Origin of the sequence: Streptomyces tailanensis (genome assembly GCF_008386495.1) — a bacterium.
Taxonomy (GTDB): domain Bacteria; phylum Actinomycetota; class Actinomycetes; order Streptomycetales; family Streptomycetaceae; genus Streptomyces; species Streptomyces tailanensis.
Genome location: NZ_VTHJ01000097.1, coordinates 1 through 23,654, shown reverse-complemented (window position 1 = coordinate 23,654; position 23,654 = coordinate 1). Strand labels below are relative to the sequence as shown.

Genomic DNA, 23,654 nt, shown 5'->3' with positions numbered 1-23,654 from the left:
GGAGACTCACTCCCGCACCACCAGAACACGCTCGCGTGTCCTTGATTGCCACCTGCTCACCACCCCATGTGCGGGGCCACCAGGCCGGATTCGTAGGCGAGCACCACGAGCTGGGCCCGGTCCCGCGCACGGAGCTTGGTCATGGCCCGGTTGATGTGGGTTTTCGCGGTCAGCGGGCTGATGACCAGTCGGCCCGCGATCTCGTCGTTGGACAGGCCCCGCGCGACCAGAACGACGGCTTCGCGTTCGCGGCTGGTCAGCTCTTCCAGCCTGGTGCCGGCGCCGGTGTGGGTGGGGAGCGGCTGGGTGACGTACCGGTTGATCAGCTTGCGGGTGATCGAGGGAGCGAGCAGGGCGTCGCCGCGCGCCGCGACGCGTACGGCATGCAGGAAGTCCTCCGGCACGATGTCCTTGACCAGGAATCCGGCGGCGCCGGCGCACAGCGCGTCGAACACGTATTCGTCGAAGCCGTAGTTGGTCAGGATGACGACGTGCACCCCGGCCAGGGCCGGGTCCGCGGCGATGCGCCGGGTCGTCTCGATTCCGTCGACGACCGGCATCTGGATGTCGACGAGCGCGACATCGGGCAGATGCTCTCGGGCCAGCTCCAGGCCCTCGCCCCCGTCGGCGGCCTCCGCCACCACCTCGATGTCGTCCTCAAGATCGAGGAGCGCACGGAATCCGCTGCGAATGAGCGGCTGGTCGTCGACCAGCAGGACACGGATCATGGCATTCCGTCCAGGTGCAGTGATCATGGCGTTCCGTCCAGGGGCAGTTCGGCCTGGACGGTGAAGCCGCCTTCGCCGCGCGGCTCCGCCCGCAGCCGGCCGCCGAGGGCGGTGACGCGCTCGCGCATACCCTGCAGCCCGACGCCGGGCGCCGGCGCGCTGACAGATGTGGCCTTGCCATCGTCGTCGATGCGTACCGCGAGAGCGTCCGGACGGCAGTCGATCCGGACCGAGGCCGTGCCGGCGTCCGCGTGGCGGGCGATGTTGGTCAGCGATTCCTGAACGATCCGGTAGACCGTCCGGCCCACCGCGGCCGGCACGTCGTGCCGCTGTCCCTCGATCGTCAGTGTCGCCTCCAGGCCGGTCCGGCTCGCTCGTTCCACCAGTTCGGGGACGTCGTCGAGCCCACGCGGCGGCGTCGGGTCGTCGTCGCGCAGTGCCTCCAGCGTCACGCGCAGCTCCCGGGACGCCTCCCGACCGGCCTCCTGGATGGCCAGCAGGGCCTCCGGCACCTCTTCGCCCCGCCTGCGGGCCACGTGGACGGCGACCTCGGCCTGCACCTTGATGACCGAGATCTGGTGGGTCAGCGCATCGTGCAGTTCCCGCGCGATGCGCAGCCGCTCCTCGTCGGCGCGGCGCCGCGCGGTCTCCTCCCGGGTGCGCTCGGCCTCGTCCGCCCGCCGCTCGGCCTGCCGCAGCGCTTCCCCCGCCGCCCCGGCAGCGATCAGCCAGGCGATTTCGAGGGCGCCCCGGGCCTGCGCGAACGCCGCGCCCGTGTCGTGGAGGCCGGAGGCGAGAGCCGCGAGCGGGAGAGCGGCCAGCACGGCCAGGCTCGCCACCACCGCGGCGATGCGGTGCCCTGCCCGTACGGCCGCGTACACGGCGAAGAGGTAGGCGACGGCAGGGACATCAAAACCGACCGCCTGGTACCCCACCGCGCACAGCCCGGTGACGGCAAGGACGGCGACCGGAACCCGGCGGCGGACGACCAGCGCCAGCCCGCCGGCCGTCAGCAGCGCGTACCCGAGCGAGTCCCAGTTCGCGGCGGCAGCCCAGTCCGTGGCGGAACGCTGCCCGGACAGCCCCGTGACCAGCAGCGCCCCCGCCACGCCGACAGCGATGACCCAGTCTCCGACCCGGGCTCGGACGCCGGTCTCACCTGCACTCATGCGCGCACCCTAACCGGCGGCCGCCACCGGCGAGTCCGCCTCGCGGGCGAGCCGTCGGCTACCGCCCCGGCAGTACCTCCGCGCCTCCTACCGCGTTCGTGGTAGCCGGATGAGGCATCGGCGGCAGTGCGAAGTGTCTGCGTCGGCCGGACGACCTGGGGTGGGACCGGCGGACATGCTCAAGGGACACCCAGCCGCAGGAAGAGAAGGAGCACTTCGATGTCTGTTCATCACCTGCTTGCCGCCGATGTCTACGACTTCAGCCTCGGGCGACTCGGGTCCACCACGGGCGCGCTGCTGGGGCTCGCCGGCGTGGTCGTCGCCGGGCTGGCGCTGGCCCGCCCCGCCGGTCGATTCGGAGCCGCCCGTGGATCACTCGGGGCCAGTACGGCCATCGTGGCGGGCCTGATCAGCATGGCCCTCAATGTGCTGGTCGCCGCCACCGCCGACGGTGGTCTCGGCACCGGCAACGGGCTGGGCGGGGCCTACGTGGCCATGCTCGTGGGGCTGATCGGTACGGCCCTCGGCGGGCTTGCCCTGGCCCGCTCCCGCCGCACGGCTCAGCGCAACGGATACGAGCGCGTGTCCGGGTCTTCGTCAGGGTCTTAGCAAGGCGCGTGCCGAAGGTCGGCGGGCCGCCTCACCGCGTGCCGCGCGTTCCCCTGAGTTCGCGTCCGGTGATCATCTCCGACTCGATCCGTACGAACACCACGTCCCGCAGGGGCATCCAGGAAGTGGGGCCGGCCTGCGACAGACGCTCGTGCTCGTCGGGATCGGTCACCACGGTGGCCCGCCCGGTGACGACCACACTCCAGCCGGACCGGGCCGCCGCATCGAACTCGTCCGCCTCGAAGGCGACGACGACGCCGTCGATGGCGTTCACGAGATCCGACTCCCACGAGGTGCATAACAGGACGGAGGCGTCCGCGTCGAGGGAGAAGTTGATGGGGAGAACCGCGGGCAGTGCCTGCCGGGTGTAGACCACACGGCCGACCGGCACCTTGCCGAGCAGACGCAGGCACTCCTGCCGGTCGAGTGAGCGAAAGGCGTCGTTCAGGAACATCCCTCCATCGTCGCCGTGGCCGCGGCGACAGGGGTAGGGCCAACGGGCCCTACCCCTGTAGGGGGACACCACCGGCGTAGCGGCGGTGCTCGGCGTCCAGGGCGGCGATCTGGTCGGGGAAGTCCCCCGCCAGGGCGGGGAACATCGAGGCGGTGCCGGCCGAGGCCGCCTCCGACCCGACCCGACCTGGCCGGACCGCCTGTTGGCAGCGATGGCCCTGCTGCGCGACCACATCCCGAAGGAACAGGACGGTGTCTTCCCGGCCGCACTCGCCAACCTCAGCACCGAGGAATGGGAAGCGGTCGAGGCCACGCGCATCAAGGCGGGCAGTCCCCTGTCCCGCCCGGTCGCCTGAGTTGGCGATCGTGTGCATCCTGGACCACGTTGGGCGGCCCCGGCATGGGCGGCTCGGGGCCGTTCGGCTCCTCGCTGCTGTTCCAGCTCCACTTCATCAGCGCGCCGCTGCTCTTCGCGGCCTGGCCGTTCACCCGCCTGGTGCACATGGGGCGGCAGGCGATGGCCTTCCCTATCGTGGAAGCAGCAGCATTCACCGCCACCGTGTCCGCGCCGCGACCGACCACATCCCCCGCTGCCGTCCCGGCCACGGCAGGACAGAGGGCGGCAGGAAGGCCGGGCGGACCATGGAGTCGGAAGACCAGTTGCCGCTGCCGCGACACGATCCGCACCTCGACGAGGCCATCGAGCAGCCTCGCAGGCCGGCCGGCGCCCAGGCGCGGCTGGAGGGCCTGCTGGACGCGGTGCTGGCGATCAGCCGGGAGCTGGAGTTGCCCGTGGTGCTGCACCGGATCGTGAGCACCGCGATGGACCTGGTCGGGGCCCGTTACGGTGCTCTCGGCGTGCTGGACGAGCAGCGTACGGGCCTGTCGGACTTCGTCGCGGTCGGGCTGACCGACCAGCAGATGGCCGCTTTGGCCGGTGTCGGGCGGCCACAGGGCCGGGGCCTGCTGGCACACCTGATCCGCCACCCCGAACCCCTGCGGGTGGACGAGATCGCCGCCCACCCGCAGGCCGCGGGTTTCCCGCCCGGGCATCCACCGATGCGCAGCTTGCTCGGGGTGGCGATCGGGGTGCGCGGCGAGATCTACGGGGATCTGTATCTGGCCGAGCGCCGCGACGGGCGGCCCTTCGACGAGCAGGACGAGGCTGTCGTGGTCGCACTGGCCGGCGCGGCCGGTGTGGCCGTGGACAACGCCCGCCTGTTCGAACGGGTCCGTACCGGAGCCGAGCAGTTCCAGCGCTTGCTGCTGCCGTGCCTGCCCGACCTGAGCGCCTTCGCCGCGGCCGCCGTGTACCGCCCGGCCACGGCACCCGGCCATCTGGGCGGGGACTGGTACGACGCCTTCCTGCTGCCCGACGGAGCCTGTGCGGCCGTCATCGGCGATGTCGTCGGCCACGACTTGCGGGCCGCGGCGGCCATGGCCTCCACACGCAATATGCTGCGCGCCCTGCTGTACGACCGGTGCACCCCGCCCAGCGCGGTCCTCACCCAGCTCGACCGCACCCTGCACGCCATCACCGACAACCCCCTCACCACCGCCTGCCTGGCTCGTATCGAACCCGACGGGCACCCCTGGACACTGCACTGGAGCACCGCGGGCCATCTGCCCCCGCTACTGATCAACCGCGACGGGCGCGCGGTGTATCTCGATGCCGAGCCCGGCGTGCCCCTCGGCGTCGACCCCGTCAAGCCCCGCCCCGACCACAAGCATCCCCTGCCCGCGGGCGCCACCGTTGTCCTCTTCACCGACGGATTGATCGAACACCCCCGCCGCTCCCTGGCGACAGGTCTGAAGGCCCTCGCCGTCGCCGCCGCCCACGTGCTTCTGCCCCTGGACGCGTTCTGCACGACACTCGCCGATCTCCACCCCAGCGACGGCCACGACGACCTGGCCATCCTTGCCCTGCGCACGCCTGCCTGGCCGTAGCCTCGACGCGGATCGGTTGGGCTCGCGGGTTACGTGTCCGCGTCCGGCGGGAGGGGGACCGTCCACTCCACGACGGTGCCGGTGGGTGCGTTCGGCGTGAGCGTGAGGCTGCCGCCCAGGTCGGTGGCTCGCTTGCGGAGGTGTCCAGGCCGCTGCGGCGGGTGACGGCCGGGTCGACGCCACGCCCGTTGTCGGACACGCGCAGCCGCAGCTGAGTGCCGTCCGTCTCGGCGGTGACCTCGATGGCGCTGGCGTGCGCATGCCGGGCCGCGTTCGACAGCGTCTCGCGGAGCGCCGCCAGCAGGTGATCGGCGTGGCCGGCGGGTACGAGGGTGTCCAGCAGGCCGGTCATGCGCACGGCGGGGCTGAAACCGAGTGTCTCGGCGACCTGGTCGGTTTCGGACATCAACTTCGCGCGCAGCGCGGAACGCCAGTCGGCGCGGTCGCGCTCGCGCAGCGCGTAGATCGTGGTCCGTACGGTTTTGATGGTGTCGTCGAGATCGTCGACCACGCGCTGGACGCGCTCGGCCACCTGCGGCCGGTCGGTCAGCCGGCCGAGTACGGAGTTCAGCGTCAGCCCGGAGGCGAACAGCCGCTGGATGGCCAGGTCATGCAGGTCGCGTGCGATGCGGTCGCGGTCGGTCAGGACCAGGAGATGCTCGGCCTCGCGTCGGTGCTCGGCGATCTCCAGGGCGAGTGCGGCCTGGTCGGCGAAGCCACTGATCATCGACATGGCGGCGTCGGAGAACTCCTCGCCGCCGGGCAGGTTGGCGACCTGCAGGACTCCGCGGGCGTGCTCGCGGCCGCCCAGCGGAAGCAGGAACCCGGCCCCCAGTTCCACGTGGGCCGCGGAGCCACCCCCTTCCTGCGGTTCCTGGGACAGCGCGTTGCTGATGATCCGCTCGCCTGCGTGGTAGACCTTCGCCGCCAGTGTGGTGGCCGGCAACACCAGCCCGCGCACCCGATCGGCACCCTCCCCTTCGGCGGCCTCGATCACCAACTCGCCGCCGCCGTCGAACGGCACGGCAACCGTCACAAGATCGGCCTCGGCCAGCGCCCTCACGGTGGCGGCGACCTGGTGCATTACCTGGTCGGGGTCAGTCCCGGACAACAGGGTCCGGGTCAGATCACTGCTCGCCGTCAGCCACTGCTCCCGGCGGCGCGTGTCCTCGTACAGCCGGGCGTTGTCGACGGCCACGCCGGCCGCCGCCGCCAGCGTGCGCAGCACCGCCTCGTCCTCGTCGTCGAACTGCGCCCCGCCACGCTTGTCGGTCAGATACAGGTTTCCGAAGACCCGGTCGCGTACGCGCACCGGAGCTCCCAGGAACGTGGTCATCGGCGGATGCCCCTCGGGGAAGCCCACCGATTCGGGGTGCGTACCGAGGTTGGCCAGCCGCAGCGGCCCCGGTTCTCTGATCAGCAGTCCGAGGACGCCCTGGCCCTCGGGGTAGTGCCCGATCGCCTCGATGGTCTCCTCGTCCACGCCGACCGTGATGAACTGCTTGATCCGGCCTTCCTCGCCCAGTACCCCCAGCGCTCCGTACTCGGCGTCCACGAGCGCCACCGCGGACTCGGTGATGCGCCGCAGCACCACGTCGAGATCCAGGTCGGAGCCGATCGCCAGTACCGCGTCCAGCAGCGTGTGCACCCGGTCCCGGGTCGCACGTACCTGAGCCACCTGCGCCTGCAGGCCCTCCAGCAGCTCGTCCAGCCGCAACTGGGGTGCCACAGCACCGCCCCTCCGCTCTTCGGCCGGACTCTCCGCCATCCCCGCTCCCTCCGGAAAAGGTGCCGCCGGCACCTCCCCAGCATGCCCCAACGGTCACGCGGGTTGAACTCCGGGAGTCCTTCCCTGAGGTAGTGCGACGAATAGGGGCGCCGGGTGTCTGCCTCCCGCGCCGGAACCGCGCTCTCTTGTGTCCGATCGTGTGCGGGCGGACCCTGTGTGAGCCCCGCCCGCCCAGCCGAACAACACGAGGGTGACCTGTGCCGACGGGAACGGTGAAATGGTTCGACCCTGAGCGAGGACTGGGCCGGATAGCGCAGGACGACGGCGGCCCCGATGCCGTCGTCCACCGCTCGGCCGTTCACGGCCCCGGCGCGGAGGCGCTGGCTGCGGGCGAGCGGGTCCTCTTCGACATCACCTTCGACTCCGACGGCATCCGGGCCGACAACATCTGTCCCATCGCCGAGGCGCGTCCGGACGCTCCGGGACGGTGCGCCCAATGGCCGCCCAATCCGGGGCCTTGTTCGTGCGTTCGGGGATGAGGTGACCGCTTCGGGGCAGCCGAATGGTGTCGCACTGTCAAGGCGCCGGAGATGACCATGGTGCAACTGCCCGATGAGGACCACGAACCTCTGAGAGGTGGAAGCCCGCAGGCTCCCGAGCGGGCACGGAACGTCACACGCGGTTTCTTGTCCGTGCTCACACCGGAGGACGATTCGGAGGCGAATGCCGTCCTGCTCGTCGTGTCGGAGCTGGTGACCAACGCGGTGCGGCACGCCGGCGGAGTCACCGGATTCGAACTCAAGGCGGGACCGGGCACGGTGACGGTCTCCGTGGCAGACGCGAGCCCCACTCCGCCCCGCCCCCGGCGAACCGATGTGAGAGAACCCGGCGGCTTCGGCTGGTACCTGGTACGGGACCTGTCCGCGGACGTGCAGGTCCGCAGCAGTCCGAACGGCAAGACCGTGACCGCAGTGCTGCCGCTGACGCATTGAAGCGGCGAACTGCCGAGCTTGCTCCGGACGTTGGGGCCGCAAGGTCGGCGATGCCGGGCAGCCACGCTGTTTCAGGTCGACATGGAGGACATGAAGCCGGCGACCAGCAGGAGCGACAGCACCCCGACACCCACCCAGCCGAGCACGATTCCGGCGGTGGCCATGCCCCCACCCCCTTCGTGGCGTTCCTTGATCTGTTTGCGTGCCACATAGCCGAAGATCAGCGCGAGGACGCTGCCGATCCAGTAGATCCACACGATGCCCAGCACCATGGACGCGATGGCCAACCCGTTGGTCGGACGGGGTGGCGCGTAGGGGTAGGCAGGGTAGGCGGTCCAAGGGGCATGCGTCGGTGCCTGCTGCCCGGGTGTCGGCGGCATCGGAGCGCTCGACTGAGGCGTGGACGGGTTCAGGTCATCGAGAGACGGGTCCGGGTCGGATGGCGCAGACATGATGGGCCTCCTCGTGGCGCGAGCGTCACGGCAGGTTGCCATGCTGCGCCGGGGAGGGGTCCCGAGGCGCTTGCCGGTGCACCCCACGCCGCGTGCGCGGCGACGATGGGCCGTCCTTGAACGCCTCGCGCCGGCGCTGCGCGGCGTAGCGGACCCGGCTCGCCTTCTCCGCGGGGCCCGCCTCACGCACACGCCGCAGGGTGTCGTCCACCCGTGCGGCCCCTTGCTCCAGTCAGGCCTGGATCTCCTTCGTCAGCATTCCGTTCGGGGTGTCGTAGCGAGGTCGTGGGCCTCTCGGAAGCGCCAGCCGGGCCGCAACCCGTACGGCCTGCCGACGCCGACCAGCCAGCCGCTCTTGCACAGGCTCGCGATGGCCTTGCTGTGCGTGGGATCCATGCGCATCGGGTCGTCGTGGTCGAGGTGGGCGTTGCGCAGGGTTCGCCAACTGGGGCCGTGGCCGTGGCGGGTGCGGTAGTCCTCGACCCAGCGCGCCATGTCCGCCTGACGGCCGTCGACAAGTGCGGCACCGCGCTCGTACTTGGCCGGGTCCGCCGGCGTATAGCCGACGGGCTCGTACACGGCAGGACTCGGTGAGGCGATGGCCGCCGCGGTCTCGCTGAGCCGGGTGCCGAGCAGACCGTCGGCCGTGGCAGGCGGCTGGGAGAGCCAACCGCCTTGGTGCAACTCCTCCACGGCGGCCTCGACGCTCGCCGCACAGCCGGCGGCGGAGCCGGCGACGAGGGCATCGAGCGGAACTTCGACCCGGCGGTCGGGGAGCGCGTGCGCGGTCAGGTACAGCGCCACCGAGTGGTGGACGGAGGACGCTTCGGCCAGCAGCGGGTGCCTCAGCAGTTGCCGCACCCAGGCGCCGAGATGTGTGGCAGCGTCGCGTGCGAGCCACAGCGATGGTTCGTCGCCCACCAGCTCCGGAATGACGCCGAGGGCTGGTTCGTCATCGCAGGCCGCGGTGACCTCGTCCAGGTCGGCACGCAGCCAGCCGCTTGCCGTCAGCTCGTTCAGGGCGGCGACGATGCCGGGAACGGGGATGCGCTCCAGCTTGGGTGCGGACAGCTCCAACTCGCCGCACCAGATGGCCCGTACGCCCCACCACACGGCGGCCAGCCGGACGTTCGGACCACTTGGAGGGGCGGTCCGCGCGACGCGGTCGAGTACGGCCTGCAGGACGGCTGCCTGCCGCCCGTTGAGGGCCGTCCGTGTGGCGTAGGACGTCAGTTCCAGCCGTCGGGGCAGGTGCTTCGGCTCCGGGATGTGATTGACCACGCCCTCGTCCACGCACAGCGAGCACCCCAGCGCGCGTTCGACATCACCGGCCAGGCCCCCGCCAAGTTTCTGACGTGCGAGACGGAGCCGTTCGTCCAGCGGCATCTGATCATCGATCGGAGACTTGGGGCTGCGCCGGGCAGGCGCCTTCTGTGCGGCGGACGGTGCGGGAGCGGCGGGCGGCCGGGGCGCTGCCTCGGCGAAGCCCCAGACCTCCTCGGCCAGTTGGTAGCGCATCCGGCCGTCGGCAATTGCGACCTCGGTGAACCAGCCGGCCTCCCGCAAGTCGGCGGCAATCGCCGATGCCTCCTCGGCGGTCAGCCGACAGGCCGCGGCCAGGTGCGTCAGATCCGCCTCACCCGCGCCGGTGGAGGCGGCGTGCGCGGCGGCGTACGCGGCGACCAGCCGGACCCCGGCCGACCGCTTCCGCAGCCGCTTGTGGCTCAGCAGCCGCATGCACCAGCCGGAGAGCCGGGAACGGGCGCTCTTGGCCACCCGGAACGGAGCCGCCTGCGGGTCGTCGAAGTCCGGAACGCCGCATTCCACCGGCAGCTTCGCGGCGGCCATGACCTCCTCGACCGAGGCCTGCAGCCACCCGCAGGCAACCAGATCCCGCACCGCCGCGCGCGGGTCCGTCAGCTTCAGCAGGCCCGTCAGATCCTGGGTGAGCAGGTTGGCCCGGCCGGCTCCTTGCGCGGAGCGTGCCGCCCTGGGCGTACACAGCAACGCCAGCAGCCTGGCCTCCGTACTACTGCCCGGCCGGCGGGAGGCCAGATAATCCCACAGGCGGCGGAGCGCCACCGCCTGACCGGTCGTCAGCAGCGGCCTGCCCGACGGTGTGGTCAGGGGTTTCGGTACGGCAGGAGCAGCCGCAGCCGCAGCCGGGGTCTTCTCGGTTCTGGCCTGGGGCACGGCAGCGGGCGATGCCGGACTGACGACCGGGAGCGGCGGCGATGTCTCAGCCACTGGCTTCGGCGCTGGCTTCGGCTCTCGCTTCGGCTCCGGCTCAGGGGTCACTGGCTGTCGTGGAGCACCAGACGTATCGGGAGCGGTGAAGCCCTCCGGCACTGTCGTCGGCCGCGTTCGCGGCGGGGCCTCGGAAGTCCCGGTCGCCGCCGGTTTCGGCGCCGCGGCAGAGACAATCCTCGTATGCGGAATGGCGGCCACGCACCGGGCGCACACCTCCGCAAGCCTCCACACCCGTCCGTAGCGATCCGGCACCACCGCCAGGCACACGTTCCCGCCACACCGCCCAGGCGTCGTGTGCCAAGCACAGCCCTCGCCGCGGCAACGGCAGGAAGCCCGCTCGCGTGCCGCGCCCGCCTGACGGGCGTGGACCGCCAAGTGCGCCAGAGCCGCTGCGCGGGCCTGCGCGGGCACCCGATGGCGTTCGCTGGTGACCGTCGCACAGCCCGGCGCGGAGCACTCCAGACCGGAGATGCCTTCGGCGGGTCGGCCACGTGGGACGATCCGCACCGTCCACAGCCGACCGGTGAGACGAGGAGAGGCGGGGACAGGCATGACGGAAGGAACCTTCCTGACAGGGGATAGCGGCAAAGCGGCCTCATGCTGGACCATCCACCCCCGACCACTACGACGGCACGCGGTCCGGTTCACCCATCCGAGTGCATAGTCGACACAACGCACTTGCGGAGTGCACTCGTCCTGGGGCGGGCCGTCTGACGTGTGCCCGTCGACCCTCGGGGGCGAACGGGTAGGCGATATTCGAACACGTTGGACGTATTCGCCAGGTCACGCCACCTCTTCCGGCGCGTAGAAATATCTACCAACATGAGGGCCCGAGCGGGACGGCAGGGCGGGCGTAGCCCCACAGGGGTGTCGGCCATGTCCCGCTCACGTTGTTCCGGCTGAGCCGATCGTGCTGGAGGGGGAGCGGTATCGCTGACCGAATCGCAGCCGCCACACACAGCGCCACCAGCCCGACCTCGCACAGACGCGTGTCCGCGGTACGCCGGCCGACGACCCCACCCCTCAGATGGAGCCATCCCATGGCCGACCGCCTTGATCGACCACGGCACGACCCCTACGTCTCGGGAATCCGTGACTACGGCGACCACGCCACCGGCCCTGGTGCGGACACCGACGCCTGCCCTTGGTGCACCGCACTGGGCAAGCCCCACCTGCCCGCAACCATGCAGCCGGTCCCACACGATCCGTACTCCATAGGAATACGGGACGACTCCGGTGGCGCGGCCGATGATCACCACTGCTGGTACCCCGCTCCCCAGGAGACCGGCTGGGCTGCCCGCTGGTCCGCTCGCCTGACGGGACACTGGAAGAGTCGCGACCACCGCGGTTAGGGCTCGGGGCTCAGTCCCCTTCAGGCGCGTCGCTGATCCCCAGCCGCAAGTGCTCCACGTGGTACACGGCCTGGTCCAGCAGCTCGGCGACATGGTGGTCGTGCAGCGCGTACACCACCGAACGGCCCCGGCGCTCACCCACCACCAACCCCAGGTTGCGCAGCAGGCGCAGCTGATGGGAGCAGGCGGACTGTTCCATGCCGACCTCGGCGGCCAGTTCGGTCGCCGGGAGCGGGCCCTCGCGCAGGCGGGCCAGGATCAGCAGGCGGGACGGGGTGGAGAGGGCCTGGAGGGTGGTGGCCACCTTGGCGACGTTGGCCGCGTCCAGCCGCACGCGAGCGGTGGCCTCCTGCGGGGCGTTCTGCGCGGCGGTGACGGCTCCATGACCCATGGCGAGTATCTTACCCATCGCACATGAAGGAATGAATGAGTCTTCATGTGTTCCTGTATGGTGTGGCCCGTGTCTGCCACCCTTGCCCCGTCACCGGTCCGCCGTACGTCCACGTCGACGGCCCCCCGACGCCGTACCCGAGTCCTCGCGCTGCCGGAAGCCCGTTGGGCCCTGGTGTCGACCGTCGCCTTCCTGATCGCCTTCCCGCTGGACCTCGCCGGCGCCTCCGCCTGGCTGTACGGCCCGCTCTACGCCGTCGCGTACGCGGCCGGCGGCTGGGAGCCCGCCCTCGAAGGGCTGCGGGCGCTGCGCGAGAAGAGCCTCGACGTCGACCTGCTGATGATCGTCGCGGCGCTCGGCGCCGCCGCGATCGGCCAGGTCCTCGACGGCGCCCTGTTGATCGTCATCTTCGCCACCTCCGGCGCCCTGGAGGCCCTGGCCACCGCCCGCACCGCCGACTCCGTACGCGGCCTGCTCGACCTCGCGCCCACGACGGCCACGCGGGTCTCCGCCGACGGCTCGGCCGAGGAGACCGTACCGACGGATCAACTCGCCGTCGGTGACGTCGTATTGGTCCGCCCAGGTGAGCGCATCGGCGCCGACGGGCTGGTCCTGGACGGCGAGAGCGAGGCCGACCAGGCCACCATCACCGGCGAACCGCTGCCCGTCCCCAAGGCCCCCGGCGACGAGGTCTTCGCGGGCACCCTCAACGGTACGGGCGCGCTGCGCGTACGCGTCGAACGCGACCCGGCCGACTCCGTGATCGCCCGCATCGTCAGCCTCGTCGAGGAGGCCTCGCGCACCAAGGCGCCGACCCAGCTGTTCATCGAGAAGGTCGAACAGCGGTACGCCGTCGGGGTCGTCGTCGCCACCCTCGCCGTCTTCGGCATGCCGCTGGCCTTCGGCGAGGACCTCACGGCCGCGCTGCTCCGCGCCATGACCTTCATGATCGTCGCCTCGCCGTGCGCGGTCGTGCTCGCCACCATGCCGCCGCTGCTCTCCGCCATCGCCAACGCCGGCCGGCACGGTGTTCTGGTCAAGTCCGCCGTCGTGATGGAGCGGTTGGGCGAGATCGATGTCGCCGCCCTCGACAAGACCGGCACCCTGACCGAGGGCACACCCGAGGTCACCGCCGTACGGCCGCTGCCGGGCTCCGGGCTCGACGAGGACACGCTGCTCGCGCTGGCCGCGGCCGCCGAGCACCCGAGTGAGCATCCGCTGGCGCGGGCTGTCGTGGCCGCCGCCCGCGCCCGGGGGCTGAGTGTCGCCCCCGCCGAGGAGTTCACCGCGACTCCCGGACGTGGTGTGCGCGCCACGGTCGCAGGGCGCGTGGTGACGGTCGGGCGGCCGGGGGAGTACGCGGAGGCCTCCGGCGGGACCACCGTTCTCGTGGAGCGGGACGGGGTTGCTGTCGGGACCGTCACGCTGATGGACCGGTTGCGTCATGACGCCCCGGCCGCCGTCGCCGCGCTCACGACGGTGGCCGGCTCGTCGCCCGTCCTGCTCACCGGCGACAACCTGGTCGCTGCCGCGCAGGTGGCCGCCGACACCGGCATCACCGACGTACGCGCCGGGCTGCTGCCCGAGGACAAGGTGGACGCCGTACGGGAGCTTCAGCGCGGCGACGGGAAGGTGCTGTTCGTCGGGGACGGCGTCAACGACGCGCCCGCGCTGGCCGCGGCGCACTCTGGGGTGGCGATGGGGCGTGCGGGGTCCGATCTGGCGCTGGAGACGGCGGATGCGGTGGTGGTGCGCGACGAGCTTGTCGCGATTCCCGCGGTCGTACGGCTGTCTCGGGCTGCTCGGCGGTTGGTGGTGCAGAACCTGGTGATCGCGGGGGTGTGCATTGCCGTGCTGGTGGTGTGGGATCTGGTGGGGCATCTGCCGTTGCCGCTCGGGGTGGCGGGGCATGAGGGGTCGACTGTGTTGGTGGGCCTGAATGGGCTGCGGTTGCTTCGGGAGGCTGCTTGGCGGCGGGCTGTGGGTTAGTTCGCCTAAAGGGGAGGGGCTTCAGGTGTCGGGGCGACTGCGGGTTGTCGTGGGCTGGTCGCGCCCACGCGGCGGAGCCGCACATTGATACAGCCCCGAGCCCCTAAACGGCACCCGGCGGTTCCGAGGTCAGCCCTACCTTGATGTCGGATTCCCGCCAGCCTCCCTCCTTCCCATCCCCGATCCTTGAGCCATGCGGAACGGGATGTATGAGGACGTCGAGCGGTGCGTGCGGGCCGTGCAGTCGAAGGACGCTCGGTTCGACGGGTGGTTCTTCACGGCGGTGCTGACCACCATGATCTACTGTCGGCCGAGTTGTCCGGTCGTGCCGCCCAAGCCGGAGAACATGACGTTCCATCCGAGTGCGGCGGCCTGTCAGCAGGCCGGGTTCCGGGCGTGCAAGCGGTGTCGGCCGGACACGAGTCCGGGATCGCCCGAGTGGGACCAGCGGGCCGATCTGGTGGCTCGGGCAATGCGGCTCGTGGGGGACGGGGTGGTGGACCGTGAGGGCGTGCCGGGGCTGGCCCGGCGGCTCGGGTACAGCACCCGGCAGATCGAGCGGCAGCTGCTGGCCGAGCTGGGGGCGGGGCCGCTCGCGCTCGCCCGGGCCCAGCGGGCACAGACCGCTCGGCTGTTGATCGAGACGACCGCGCTGCCGATGGCGCAGATCGCGTTCGCCGCCGGGTTCGCGTCGATCCGGACGTTCAACGACACCGTGCGGGAGGTCTTCGCGCTGTCGCCGAGCGACCTGCGCGAACGGGCGGCCCGTACCCGAACGCGACAGGCCAACTCTCCCGGCACGTCCGGTGTATTGAGCCTCAGGCTGCCCTTCCGGGCCCCGCTCAACCCGGACAACCTCTTCGGTCACCTCGCCGCGACCGCCGTACCGGGAGTGGAGGAGTGGCGCGACGGCGCGTACCGGCGCACGCTCCGCCTTCCGTACGGCCACGGCATCGTCGGCCTCACCCCGGAGCCCGACCACATCGGCTGCCGCCTCACCCTCAGCGATCTGCGCGACCTGCCCGTCGCCATCAGCCGCTGCCGCCGCATGCTGGACCTGGACGCCGACCCGGTCGCCGTCGACGAGCAGCTGCGCACCGACCCGGTGCTAGCGCCGCTGGTGGACAAGGCGCCGGGGCGCCGGGTGCCGCGTACCGTCGACGAAGCCGAGTTCGCCGTACGGGCGGTGCTCGGCCAGCAGGTGTCCACGGCCGCCGCCCGCACCCACGCGGCCCGGCTGGTCACCGCGCACGGCGAACCCGTCCACGACCCCGAGGGCGGCCTCACCCATCTCTTCCCGTCGCCCGAGGCGCTCGCGGCCGTGGACCCCGAGACTCTCGCGATGCCCCGCACCCGTCGGACCACCTTCACCACCCTCATCCGCCAACTCGCCGACGGTGACCTGCACTTGGGCGTGGACAGCGACTGGGCGGAGACCCGCGACCAGCTCCTCGCCCTCCCCGGCTTCGGCCCCTGGACCGTCGACGTCATCGCCATGCGAGCCCTCGGCGATCCGGACGCCTTCCTCGCCACCGACCTCGGGATCCGGCGCGCGGCACAGGAGCTGGGCCTGCCGTCCACCCCGGCCGCGCTCACGGCCCGCGCGGCGGCCTGGCGGCCGTGGCGGGCGTACGCGGTCCAGTACCTGTGGGCGACGGACAGCCACCCGATCAACTTCCTTCCGCTGTAAGGAAACAGAAGGACGGTCATGTAGGCCGATCATGAAGGACAGCCATGAATGAGCAGAAGAAACACACGATCATCGACAGCCCCTACGGCCCCCTCACCCTCGTCGCCGACGACGGCGTCCTGAGCGGCCTCTACATGACCGAACAACGTCACCGCCCGCCGGAGGAGAGCTTCGGTGAACGCGGCGACACGCTCTTCGCCGAGACCGAGGAACAGCTGGAGGCCTATTTCGCGGGGGAGTTGAAGGAGTTCACGCTGGAACTGCGGCTGAGCGGAACGCCGTTCCAACGCTCCGTCTGGCAGCAACTCCAGCGCATCCCCTACGGCGAGACCCGCTCGTACGGCGAACTGGCCGAAAGCCTCGGCAACCCCGCCGCCTCCCGTGCGGTCGGACTCGCCAACGGCAAGAACCCGATCGGCATCATCGTGCCCTGCCACCGGGTCGTCGGCGCGAGCGGCGGCCTCACGGGATACGGCGGCGGCCTGGACCGCAAGAAGCGCCTGCTGAACTTCGAGAGCGGAGCAACGCTCTTCTAGCCGTCCGCCTGATCGGCGTCGCGCAGCGTGCGCAGCAGCTCCGGGAGGGCGGTGCCGATGGGTTCACGTACGACTTCGTCGGCGAGGTCGTCGTACGGGGTGGGCTCGGCGTTGACGATGATCAGGCGGGCGCCGTGGTCGGCGGCGATGCCGGCGAGCCCGGCGGCGGGCTGGACCTGGAGGCTGGTGCCGACGGCGATGAAGATCTGGCAGGCCTTGGTGATCGCGACGGCCTCGCCCAGCACGACCGGGTCGAGGCGTTCGCCGAACATCACGGTCGCCGACTTCAGTACACCTCCGCACTCCAGGCAGGGCGGGTCGTCCTCGCCGGCCTCGACGCGGGCGAGGGCGTCTTCCATCGGCCCGCGCGCATGGCACTGGGTGCAGACGACAGCACGTGCGGTGCCGTGCAGTTCGAGGACCTTACGAGTTGGCATCCCGGCGAGCTGGTGGAGTCCGTCCACGTTCTGTGTGATCACCCGCACCGGCACCCCGGACCGCTCCAGCTCGGCGACGGCCAGGTGCGCGGCGTTCGGCTCCGCCTTCAGCGTCTCGCTCTGCCGCCGCATCTGCCATGAACGGCGCCGGATCTCCGGATCACTCATGTAGTACTCGTACGTCACGAGCTTCTCGGCCGCCGGATCCCGCCGCCACAGCCCGTTGGGACCGCGGTAGTCCGGGATGCCGGAGTCCGTGGAAATACCGGCGCCGCTGAGGATGGCGACGAGAGGCTTGGTCATGGGCCGACAGTAGGGCTCATGTCTGCTCGGGGCGAATGGATATGACTGCTCCGGTCGGGTGCCCCGCAGTCCCTTGTGGGGCCGGAACCCGTCCCGACATACTTCGTACTCGCGCGGCGTGATGATCCGTCAACGTTCCCAGTACGGCGGACATGACGTGACCCTCGGCGGTCCCCACAGGGACACCGTGTCCCGCCATCTGCGCGGCCCCCACAGAAATCGTTTTGGAGACACACAGCTGATGAGGCTCACCAAACGTCTCATCCTCACCACCACGGCTCTCGCCGCCGTGACCACCGGTACTCTCCTGAGCGCGACGATCGGCCAGGCCGCCGAGTCGAAGCCCGCGGAGTCGAAGTCCACCCGCGCGGGTGTCGACGTCCCGCCCGCGTTGAAGGTTCCCGACGGCAACCGGCTCACCAGTGTTCTCGCCGCGGAAGGTGTCCAGACCTACACCTGCACCGACGGCGCCTGGAAGCTGTTGGAGCCCGCCGCCACCCTCTGGGCCAAGAAGGACCCCTCCCACCGGACCGTCGCCCTGCACTCCCGCGGCCCCGTCTGGGTGTCCACGGTGGACGGCAGCGCGGTCAACGCCGCCGCCGTCGCCAACTCCCCCAAGCCCGGCACCATCCCCGAACTGCTCCTCCAGGCGACCGCCACGCGCGGCACCGGGATCTTCGCCGACGTCTCCTACATCCAGCGCCTCGACACCCGCGGCGGCGTCGCCCCCACCACCGCCTGCAGCGGTACCGACCAGACCAGCGTCCCCTACTCGGCCGTCTACGCCTTCTACAAGCCCGACAAGTGATGCGGTAAGAGAGGCCGACGGTAAGAAGTCAACCGGCAGACCGGCAGGGGTTCCTCGCGGTGGTGCGCGAGGGGCCCCTGCCAGTCTGCCGTGGGTGCCGCTCAGGGTGCCGCAAAGCCGTACGTGCGGTCGTAGTGCTGGGCGACCAGGCGGCCGGTGCCGTCGACGGCGAGCTGCCACTGGTTGACGCCGGTCTCCACGCCGTCGGTGAAGTTCCACAGCAGGCTGCCGCGGGCGGCGTCGATCGCGTAGAAGCCGTTCCTGTTCTTGTAGGCGGGGACGTAGAGCGCCTCGGGGCCCGCGGTGATCGGCAGGTCGACGTTGAGGCGAGGGGTGGGACAGAACCAACGCCGGGTGCCGGTCGCGGCGTTGAAGGCGTAGACGCCGGAGGGGTTCGTGCCGGTGACGTACACCGTGTTGCCTTGGGCGCCGAGCGAGGCGAACTGGCCGCTGTCCGGTGTCACCCGCCAGCGGGCCTTGCCGTCGAGGAGGTTCAGCGCCCTGAGTTCGCGGCCGATGGCGAACACCGTACGGTCGAGCACGGCGAGGCCCGGCCGGAGGGCGTAGCCGACAGGGTGCCGCCAGACGACGCCGGATCTCTCGGTGCTGCGGACCGTCACGTTGCGCAGGCCGTCGGCGTAGACGAAGTAGCCGGGGATGATGACCGGCAACAGCCGGACGCCGACGTCCTCCGGGCTGATGGGGATGACCTCGGCCCGGCGGGCCGCGAGGTCCACGGAGAACACGGTGTCCGTGGACGTCGCGTTGCCCTGGTCTTCGGACTCGCGCTGGAGCCGGACACCGAGGACGGAAAGGGTACGGTCGCTGGTCCTGCCGAGCAGTGTGTCGAAGCGGAAGTCCGGCCCGAAGTCGAGGGTGAAACGTTCCGTCCCGTCGGCGGGGTCGATACCGATCACCGTTGAGCCCTCGCCCAGCGCGACCGCCGCGTCGAAGGCCAGTATGGCCGGGGTGGCCGAGGTACTGATGCCCTCGTACACCCACTTGGGCCGGGTGCCGTCCTTGAGGTCGAGGCAGAGCATGTCACCCGGGCGGCTCTTCACCAGGGCTGTCCCCTCGTGGAAGACGGCCGGTGCCTGGAGCAGCGGATCACCGCGGAAGGTCCAGGCCGGCTTCGGGGCCGGGCCGAGCGGCAGTACGGACTGTGCGGCGGGTTCCTCTCCGCGGGTGAGCAGCAGCGCGGCGCCCACGGCGACGGCGGTGGCGCCCGCCGACGCGGCGAGAACCGTACGCCGGGACGGCCCGGGCCGGGGGAGGCCCCGGCGATGCCCGGGTGAGGCGGGGCCGTCCGGTGTGATGTCCCCCGGGACGGCGTAGGGGGCCGGTCCCGGCGGGTCGGCGACGATCGGCGCCTTGTCCGCGCAGCCGGGCCTGTCGGAGGAGGAGGAGGAGGAGGAGGAGGAGGCGTACGGCGCGCCGGAGTCGCGCAGGGGGCGCGGCACCGGGGTGTCGTCCGGGCCCTGGCCGTACGCGTACGGGACCGGGTCGTTCGCGTACGCCACCCGCTCGTCCGCGCCGGCGGAGGGCACCCCGGCCGGGGCGCCCGGCGTGGTGCCGAGGGTCTCCACCGCCGCCGTGCGCAGCGCGATCGAGGTGGTCACCGGAGGCGGCAGCCAGCCGTCCTCCGTCATCTGCTCCACCCCGCCGGGCGCGCAGGCCGCGGCCAGCTTGTCCGGGGTGATCCGCAGCCGTGGGTCCTTGGTGAGACAGAGGTGGATGATCTTGTCCAGTGGATCGGGTACGCCCGTCAGGTCGGGTGGGCTGTGCACGACCTGGTAGAGGAGGGTGGCCGCCGCGGTTCCGCTGAACGGGGCGTGCCCGGACGCGGCGTACGTGAGGACCGAGCCGAGGGAGAAGATGTCTCCTTCGGGACCCAGCGGCTCGCCCGTGGCCTGCTCGGGACACATGTACTCGAAGGAGCCGAACAGGGCCCCGGAGCGGGTGAGGTCGTAGCCGTCGGTCGCGCGGACGATGCCGAAGTCGATGACGCGGGGGCCGTCGGCGGCGAGCAGCACGTTGGACGGCTTGAGGTCGCGGTGCACCAGCCCGGCGGCCTGCACCGAGATGAGCGCCTCAGCGATGCCGGCGCCCAGCACGAGCACCGATTCCACCGGCAGCGGGCCGTGCTCGGCGACCGCCTCGGCCAGGGTGGGCCCGGCTATGTACTCGGTGGCCAGCCAGGGCGTGGCGCCGTCCGGGTCGGCGTCCACCACGGGCGCCGTGAATCTGCCGCCGACCGCGCCCGCGGCCTCCACCTCACGGCGGAACCGGATGCGGAAGTTCCTGTCCCCCATCAGCTCGGGACGGATGGCCTTGACCGCCAGAATCCGTCCCTCCGGGGTCCGAGCCAGGTAGACCCGCCCCATCCCTCCTGCACCGAGCCGTGCCCCGAGACGGTAGGGACCTAGTACCTGGGGATCGTCGGGGCCCAGTGGTTCCATGACCTCAGCTGCCTGTTCTCGGTGATGACGGGCGAGAAGCGACCCGTGGGTGGGGGGGAGACCGGCTTGTCCGGGCGGCTCCCGGAGACCACTCCCAGACGCCCCGCATCCTGCCGAAGCCGCGCGCAGCGGGCGGGGCCGCTCGAACGGGGTTTACGTCAGCCTAGAGGCTCAAGTGGCGGACGGGGAGCGTTTTCAGCCAGCGCTTTAAAGTTCTATTAATTGAAGCGCACACCCATCTCACGTTCTGTACAAGGGAAGTTGACGGTACGTCAGTTGACTCCTGTCACCTGCCGCCGACCACGGAACCACCCCCTCCGTGGCCGATCTTCGTCCCCTCCCCTCAGTCGACCTGGTTCCCCAGTTCGGCGCGTGGCACGAGCCGCCAGGAGAGAAGCTCCTCCTCTTGCAGCCGGCTCCTCTTCAGGCCCTCCTCGCCCTACTGGCTCAGCACCCCGCCGTCATACGGGTAGGCCACCAGCGGCGGCCGCCCGGCCCCGTGCACCCAGTCCACCGCGAGCAGCCGGCCCAACTCGACGTCCAGTTCGATCTCCTCGGCGGTCTCGCGCCGCGCGCCCTGTCTTGGTGTCTCCCCGTCGTCCGACTCGATCGTGCCGCCTGGGAGCGCCCATTCCTCATGGCAGTTGGGTGCTCCACGAGCAGGGGCCGCCCTTCACTGTCACGGAAGACGTAGCGGCGGCAGCCCTCACCCCCACGGCCCTCCGGCCTCCGTCAACCGCACCGTCCGTTCGGCGAGTTCGCTGATCCGTACCCCGTCGAAGCCGAACACGGCGCTGCGTACGGTGTCCTCCAGGGGCTCCTTCCACCGGTCCGGGATCGCCGCCGCCCCGCACAGCACACCGGCCACCGAACCGGCGGTCGCGCCGTTCGAGTCGGTGTCCAGGCCGCCGCGGACGGTCAGCGCGATGGTGCGGGTGAAGTCGCCCTCGCCGTAGAGCAGCCCGGCTGTGAGCACCGCGACGTTCGGGATGGTGTGGATCCACCCCAGCCCGGCGGTCTCTTTGCCCACCGTGGTGAGCGTGTCCTCCCAGGCCAGCCCGGTGTCGTACAGCGAGACGACCCGCCGCACGGTACGGGCGAGGCGACTGCTCGCCGGGACGACCGTCAACGCCTGGTCCAGGGCCTCCCGCACGGTGGGCGCCGTGAACGCCGCCGAGATCAGCGCCGCCGCCCACATCGCCCCGTACACCCCGTTGCCGGTGTGCGACAGCACCGCGTCGCGGCGGGCCAGCGATGCGGCGCGACCGGGCGCGCCCGGGCAGGTCCAGCCGTGGACGTCGGCCCGGATGAGGGCGCCGATCCACTCCTGGTAGGGGTTTTCGTACGTGGCGGTCAGCGGCGGCTTCAGACCGTTCGCGAGGTTGCGGTAGGCCGCCCGTTCCGCCGTGAACGTCTGCAGATACGGCAGCCGCAGCAGCCACAGGTCGCCGACCTGCTCGGTGCTGAAGCCGAAACCGTGTGTCTCCAGGAGGTGCAGGCCGAGGATCGCGTAGTCGACGTCGTCGTCGCGGCAGCTGCCGTGGATACGGCCGCGTACGCACTCCCTCCACTCGGGGCGCAGCGCGAGCGCGTCGCTCTCGTCGGCCGGCTCCGGGAGGTAGTCGGTCAGGGGCAGGGCATCGGCCTGCCGCAGATAGCGGTCGATGCGCTCCCGCGTCCAGTGGTCGCCCTGCTCGACCGGCTTCCCGAGCATGTTGCCCGCGATCCGGCCCAGCCAGCCCCCGAGAACGCGGTCGGCGAGTTCGGTGCCCACAGGGGTCATGGGGGTCATGGCGGTCATGGCTGAAGGTCTACCCGATTCCGGGCGGGGGCGCTCGGGATTCGCCGTACGGCGTCGGGGTGGCCGCGCCGTCTGTGCGGTACGGCGTCGGCGTGGGCCCGTGGTGTTCGATGGGCGATACGCGGCATGGCGGACGTGGCCCGGGGCGGTTAGGGTCACAGCGGCGCAACTGCCTTGACGTGCGCAAGGCCTGATGAGCGAGGGGAATGCAAGGTGGCGAACGCCGCTGTGGACGGGATCGACGCTGAGACGGCAACCCCGCGGGTGCTGATCGCCGCGGACAAGTTCAAGGGCACGCTGACGGCCGTCCAGGTCGCCGAGCGGGTCACGGCGGGCCTGCGCCGGGTGCTGCCCACCCTGGAGGTCGAGGCGCTGCCGGTGGCCGACGGGGGCGACGGCACCGTGGCCGCGGCGATCGCGGCCGGATTCGAACGCCGCGAGGTACGGGTCGCCGGGCCGCTGGGCGAGCCCGTCACCGCCGCGTATGCGCTGCGCGGCGACACCGCCGTGGTCGAGATGGCCGAGGCCAGCGGGTTGCAGCGGCTGCCCGCCGGGGTCTTCGCGCCGCTCACGGCGTCGACGTACGGGGCCGGGGAGCTGCTGCGTGCCGCGCTGGACGCCGGTGCGCGGACCATTGTGTTCGGCGTGGGCGGGAGCGCGACAACGGACGGTGGTGCGGGGATGCTCGCCGCGCTCGGCGCGCGGTTCCTCGACGCCGCCGGTGAGCCGGTCGGGCCGGGTGGGGGAGGCCTGCGTGACCTGGTCACCGCCGACCTTTCGGGCCTCGACCCCCGGCTGGGCTCCGGCGCGGTCGACTTCGTCCTGGCCAGCGATGTGGATAACCCGCTGACCGGGCCGAAGGGCGCGCCCGCCGTGTACGGGCCGCAGAAGGGGGCGGGCCCCGAGGACGTTGCGACGCTGGATGCGGCGCTGGGCCACTTCGCGACCGTGCTGGAGACGACGCTCGGTGGCCGTGCCGCCGAGCACGCCGTCGCGCCTGGTGCGGGCGCCGCGGGCGGTATCGGCTACGGCGCGCTCATCCTCGGCGCCCGGTTCCGCCCCGGCATCGAGGTCATGCTCGATGTCTTGGGCTTCGCGGAGGCGCTGGAGAAGGCGACGCTCGTCATCACCGGCGAGGGCTCCCTGGACGAACAGACCCTCCACGGGAAGGCTCCGGCGGGCGTCGCGGCGGCCGCCCGAGCTGCCGACAAGGAGGTCGTAGCGGTCTGCGGCCGTCTCGCCCTCCCCCCGGAGGCGCTGGGGCGGGCGGGGATCCGGCGGGCGTATCCGTTGACCGATGTCGAGCCCGACGTGGAGCGCTGCATCGCCGAGCCGGGCCCGATCCTGGAAGACGTGGCGGAACGGATCGCCCGGGACTTCCTCACCTGAGGGGTGTCTCGGGGTTTCCTCGCCCCCGCCGCCCCTACCCATTCCCATCCCGAGGGGCTGCCGCCCCTTCGACCCTGCTTCGCCTGAGAGCTCGGTCCAGTCGGTGGGTTGGCGGGTGCGGGTGGGTGGGGGCTGGTCGCGCAGTTCCCCGCGCCCCTTAAGGGGCGCGG

General features: G+C 71.4%; 21 protein-coding genes and 2 pseudogenes. 12 read left to right on the top strand and 11 right to left on the bottom strand.

What is annotated here, in order from left to right:
- Positions 1–56 precede the first annotated feature (56 nt).
- Both F3T56_RS42555 and F3T56_RS42550 read right to left on the bottom strand, forming a co-directional pair.
- Positions 57–728: a response regulator gene (locus F3T56_RS42555; RefSeq protein ID WP_149830841.1), complete on the bottom strand. Its 672-nt coding sequence runs from the start codon at positions 726–728 to the stop codon at positions 57–59.
- Positions 729–751: 23 nt separating this feature from the next.
- Complete coding sequence (locus F3T56_RS42550; RefSeq protein ID WP_149830840.1) at positions 752–1,897, bottom strand: sensor histidine kinase; 1,146 nt, start codon at positions 1,895–1,897, stop codon at positions 752–754.
- A 219-nt stretch (positions 1,898–2,116) separates the two neighbouring features.
- Between F3T56_RS42550 and F3T56_RS42545 the strand changes: the two genes are divergently transcribed.
- On the top strand, positions 2,117–2,506 hold the full coding sequence (locus F3T56_RS42545; RefSeq protein WP_149830839.1) for a DUF6223 family protein: 390 nt from the start codon (positions 2,117–2,119) through the stop codon (positions 2,504–2,506).
- A gap of 31 nt (positions 2,507–2,537) precedes the next feature.
- On the opposite strand, the gene F3T56_RS42540 is transcribed toward F3T56_RS42545, so the two are convergent.
- The gene (locus tag F3T56_RS42540) at positions 2,538–2,960 is read right to left on the bottom strand and encodes a pyridoxamine 5'-phosphate oxidase family protein (RefSeq protein WP_149830838.1); all 423 of its coding nucleotides are present in this window, start codon (positions 2,958–2,960) and stop codon (positions 2,538–2,540) included.
- Positions 2,961–3,162: 202 nt separating this feature from the next.
- On the opposite strand from F3T56_RS42540, the gene F3T56_RS42535 reads away from it, so the two are divergent.
- The 3 genes from F3T56_RS42535 to F3T56_RS42525 are packed head-to-tail and all read left to right on the top strand — an operon-like array spanning position 3,163 to position 4,906.
- Positions 3,163–3,315 (top strand): hypothetical protein, encoded by a 153-nt coding sequence (locus F3T56_RS42535; RefSeq protein WP_246204533.1) that lies wholly within the window; start codon positions 3,163–3,165, stop codon positions 3,313–3,315.
- The gene (locus F3T56_RS49560; protein WP_149830837.1) at positions 3,252–3,773 is read left to right on the top strand and encodes a respiratory nitrate reductase subunit gamma; all 522 of its coding nucleotides are present in this window, start codon (positions 3,252–3,254) and stop codon (positions 3,771–3,773) included. Before F3T56_RS42535 ends, F3T56_RS49560 begins: the two co-directional genes overlap by 64 nt.
- Complete coding sequence (locus tag F3T56_RS42525) at positions 3,719–4,906, top strand: PP2C family protein-serine/threonine phosphatase (RefSeq protein WP_281291966.1); 1,188 nt, start codon at positions 3,719–3,721, stop codon at positions 4,904–4,906. The genes F3T56_RS49560 and F3T56_RS42525 overlap by 55 nt, the downstream gene beginning before the upstream one ends.
- Positions 4,907–4,935: 29 nt before the next feature.
- Here F3T56_RS42525 and F3T56_RS42520 read toward each other — a convergent pair.
- Positions 4,936–6,674, bottom strand: a pseudogene (locus F3T56_RS42520) (sensor histidine kinase).
- 233 nt (positions 6,675–6,907) lie between these two features.
- Here F3T56_RS42520 and F3T56_RS49555 point away from each other — a divergent pair.
- Complete coding sequence (locus F3T56_RS49555) at positions 6,908–7,174, top strand: cold-shock protein (protein WP_281291963.1); 267 nt, start codon at positions 6,908–6,910, stop codon at positions 7,172–7,174.
- 51 nt (positions 7,175–7,225) lie between these two features.
- Positions 7,226–7,627 carry an ATP-binding protein gene (locus tag F3T56_RS42510; protein ID WP_149830834.1) on the top strand — a complete coding sequence of 134 codons (402 nt, stop codon included), beginning with the start codon at positions 7,226–7,228 and terminating at the stop codon, positions 7,625–7,627.
- Between the two features lie 71 nt (positions 7,628–7,698).
- Here F3T56_RS42510 and F3T56_RS42505 read toward each other — a convergent pair whose 3' ends face one another.
- Both F3T56_RS42505 and F3T56_RS42500 read right to left on the bottom strand, forming a co-directional pair.
- A complete protein-coding gene (locus tag F3T56_RS42505; RefSeq protein ID WP_172639426.1) occupies positions 7,699–8,079 on the bottom strand; it encodes a DUF4190 domain-containing protein in 381 nt (126 codons plus the stop codon).
- Positions 8,080–8,331: 252 nt separating this feature from the next.
- Positions 8,332–10,272 carry a hypothetical protein gene (locus tag F3T56_RS42500; protein ID WP_149830832.1) on the bottom strand — a complete coding sequence of 647 codons (1,941 nt, stop codon included), beginning with the start codon at positions 10,270–10,272 and terminating at the stop codon, positions 8,332–8,334.
- 1,097 nt (positions 10,273–11,369) lie between these two features.
- Between F3T56_RS42500 and F3T56_RS42495 the strand changes: the two genes are divergently transcribed.
- On the top strand, positions 11,370–11,681 hold the full coding sequence (locus tag F3T56_RS42495) for a hypothetical protein (protein WP_149830831.1): 312 nt from the start codon (positions 11,370–11,372) through the stop codon (positions 11,679–11,681).
- Between the two features lie 10 nt (positions 11,682–11,691).
- Here the strand turns inward: F3T56_RS42495 and F3T56_RS42490 are convergent, their stop codons facing one another.
- Positions 11,692–12,072 (bottom strand): ArsR/SmtB family transcription factor, encoded by a 381-nt coding sequence (locus F3T56_RS42490; protein ID WP_149830830.1) that lies wholly within the window; start codon positions 12,070–12,072, stop codon positions 11,692–11,694.
- Between the two features lie 57 nt (positions 12,073–12,129).
- Between F3T56_RS42490 and F3T56_RS42485 the strand changes: the two genes are divergently transcribed.
- The 3 genes from F3T56_RS42485 to F3T56_RS42475 all read left to right on the top strand — a co-directional run bounded on the left by F3T56_RS42485 (position 12,130) and on the right by F3T56_RS42475 (position 16,287).
- Positions 12,130–14,061: a heavy metal translocating P-type ATPase gene (locus tag F3T56_RS42485; protein ID WP_172639428.1), complete on the top strand. Its 1,932-nt coding sequence runs from the start codon at positions 12,130–12,132 to the stop codon at positions 14,059–14,061.
- 193 nt (positions 14,062–14,254) lie between these two features.
- Entirely contained in the window at positions 14,255–15,751 is a 1,497-nt protein-coding gene (locus F3T56_RS42480) for an AlkA N-terminal domain-containing protein (RefSeq protein ID WP_149830828.1), read from the top strand.
- A gap of 44 nt (positions 15,752–15,795) precedes the next feature.
- The gene (locus tag F3T56_RS42475; protein WP_149830827.1) at positions 15,796–16,287 is read left to right on the top strand and encodes a methylated-DNA--[protein]-cysteine S-methyltransferase; all 492 of its coding nucleotides are present in this window, start codon (positions 15,796–15,798) and stop codon (positions 16,285–16,287) included.
- On the opposite strand, the gene F3T56_RS42470 is transcribed toward F3T56_RS42475, so the two are convergent.
- Positions 16,284–17,027 carry an SIR2 family NAD-dependent protein deacylase gene (locus F3T56_RS42470; RefSeq protein ID WP_149830826.1) on the bottom strand — a complete coding sequence of 248 codons (744 nt, stop codon included), beginning with the start codon at positions 17,025–17,027 and terminating at the stop codon, positions 16,284–16,286. The genes F3T56_RS42475 and F3T56_RS42470 overlap by 4 nt on opposite strands.
- A gap of 241 nt (positions 17,028–17,268) precedes the next feature.
- Between F3T56_RS42470 and F3T56_RS42465 the strand changes: the two genes are divergently transcribed.
- Positions 17,269–17,835 (top strand): DUF3455 domain-containing protein, encoded by a 567-nt coding sequence (locus F3T56_RS42465; RefSeq protein WP_149830825.1) that lies wholly within the window; start codon positions 17,269–17,271, stop codon positions 17,833–17,835.
- Between the two features lie 101 nt (positions 17,836–17,936).
- Here F3T56_RS42465 and F3T56_RS42460 read toward each other — a convergent pair whose 3' ends face one another.
- The 3 genes and pseudogenes from F3T56_RS42460 to F3T56_RS42450 all read right to left on the bottom strand — a co-directional run bounded on the left by F3T56_RS42460 (position 17,937) and on the right by F3T56_RS42450 (position 22,077).
- The gene (locus F3T56_RS42460; protein ID WP_149830824.1) at positions 17,937–20,294 is read right to left on the bottom strand and encodes a protein kinase domain-containing protein; all 2,358 of its coding nucleotides are present in this window, start codon (positions 20,292–20,294) and stop codon (positions 17,937–17,939) included.
- Between the two features lie 361 nt (positions 20,295–20,655).
- Positions 20,656–20,984: pseudogene (locus F3T56_RS42455) on the bottom strand (NUDIX domain-containing protein); the annotation flags it as partial.
- A 16-nt stretch (positions 20,985–21,000) separates the two neighbouring features.
- Positions 21,001–22,077: an ADP-ribosylglycohydrolase family protein gene (locus F3T56_RS42450; RefSeq protein WP_149830843.1), complete on the bottom strand. Its 1,077-nt coding sequence runs from the start codon at positions 22,075–22,077 to the stop codon at positions 21,001–21,003.
- 282 nt (positions 22,078–22,359) lie between these two features.
- Between F3T56_RS42450 and F3T56_RS42445 the strand changes: the two genes are divergently transcribed.
- Positions 22,360–23,484, top strand: coding sequence for a glycerate kinase (locus F3T56_RS42445; protein ID WP_149830842.1), 1,125 nt, complete (start codon positions 22,360–22,362; stop codon positions 23,482–23,484).
- Positions 23,485–23,654: the final 170 nt, after the last annotated feature.

Excerpts from the sequence above, each read along its gene's own strand:
- F3T56_RS42555 (WP_149830841.1), bottom strand. The coding sequence starts at position 728 with ATGATCCGTGTCCTGCTGGTCGACGACCAGCCGCTCATTCGCAGCGGA.
- F3T56_RS42550 (WP_149830840.1), bottom strand. The coding sequence starts at position 1,897 with ATGAGTGCAGGTGAGACCGGCGTCCGAGCCCGGGTCGGAGACTGGGTC.
- F3T56_RS42545 (WP_149830839.1), top strand. The coding sequence starts at position 2,117 with ATGTCTGTTCATCACCTGCTTGCCGCCGATGTCTACGACTTCAGCCTC.
- F3T56_RS42540 (WP_149830838.1), bottom strand. The coding sequence starts at position 2,960 with ATGTTCCTGAACGACGCCTTTCGCTCACTCGACCGGCAGGAGTGCCTG.
- F3T56_RS49560 (WP_149830837.1), top strand. The coding sequence starts at position 3,252 with ATGGGAAGCGGTCGAGGCCACGCGCATCAAGGCGGGCAGTCCCCTGTC.
- F3T56_RS42510 (WP_149830834.1), top strand. The coding sequence starts at position 7,226 with ATGACCATGGTGCAACTGCCCGATGAGGACCACGAACCTCTGAGAGGT.
- F3T56_RS42505 (WP_172639426.1), bottom strand. The coding sequence starts at position 8,079 with ATGTCTGCGCCATCCGACCCGGACCCGTCTCTCGATGACCTGAACCCG.
- F3T56_RS42495 (WP_149830831.1), top strand. The coding sequence starts at position 11,370 with ATGGCCGACCGCCTTGATCGACCACGGCACGACCCCTACGTCTCGGGA.
- F3T56_RS42490 (WP_149830830.1), bottom strand. The coding sequence starts at position 12,072 with ATGGGTCATGGAGCCGTCACCGCCGCGCAGAACGCCCCGCAGGAGGCC.
- F3T56_RS42485 (WP_172639428.1), top strand. The coding sequence starts at position 12,130 with ATGGTGTGGCCCGTGTCTGCCACCCTTGCCCCGTCACCGGTCCGCCGT.
- F3T56_RS42480 (WP_149830828.1), top strand. The coding sequence starts at position 14,255 with ATGCGGAACGGGATGTATGAGGACGTCGAGCGGTGCGTGCGGGCCGTG.
- F3T56_RS42475 (WP_149830827.1), top strand. The coding sequence starts at position 15,796 with ATGAATGAGCAGAAGAAACACACGATCATCGACAGCCCCTACGGCCCC.
- F3T56_RS42470 (WP_149830826.1), bottom strand. The coding sequence starts at position 17,027 with ATGACCAAGCCTCTCGTCGCCATCCTCAGCGGCGCCGGTATTTCCACG.
- F3T56_RS42465 (WP_149830825.1), top strand. The coding sequence starts at position 17,269 with ATGAGGCTCACCAAACGTCTCATCCTCACCACCACGGCTCTCGCCGCC.
- F3T56_RS42460 (WP_149830824.1), bottom strand. The coding sequence starts at position 20,294 with ATGGAACCACTGGGCCCCGACGATCCCCAGGTACTAGGTCCCTACCGT.
- F3T56_RS42450 (WP_149830843.1), bottom strand. The coding sequence starts at position 22,077 with ATGACCCCTGTGGGCACCGAACTCGCCGACCGCGTTCTCGGGGGCTGG.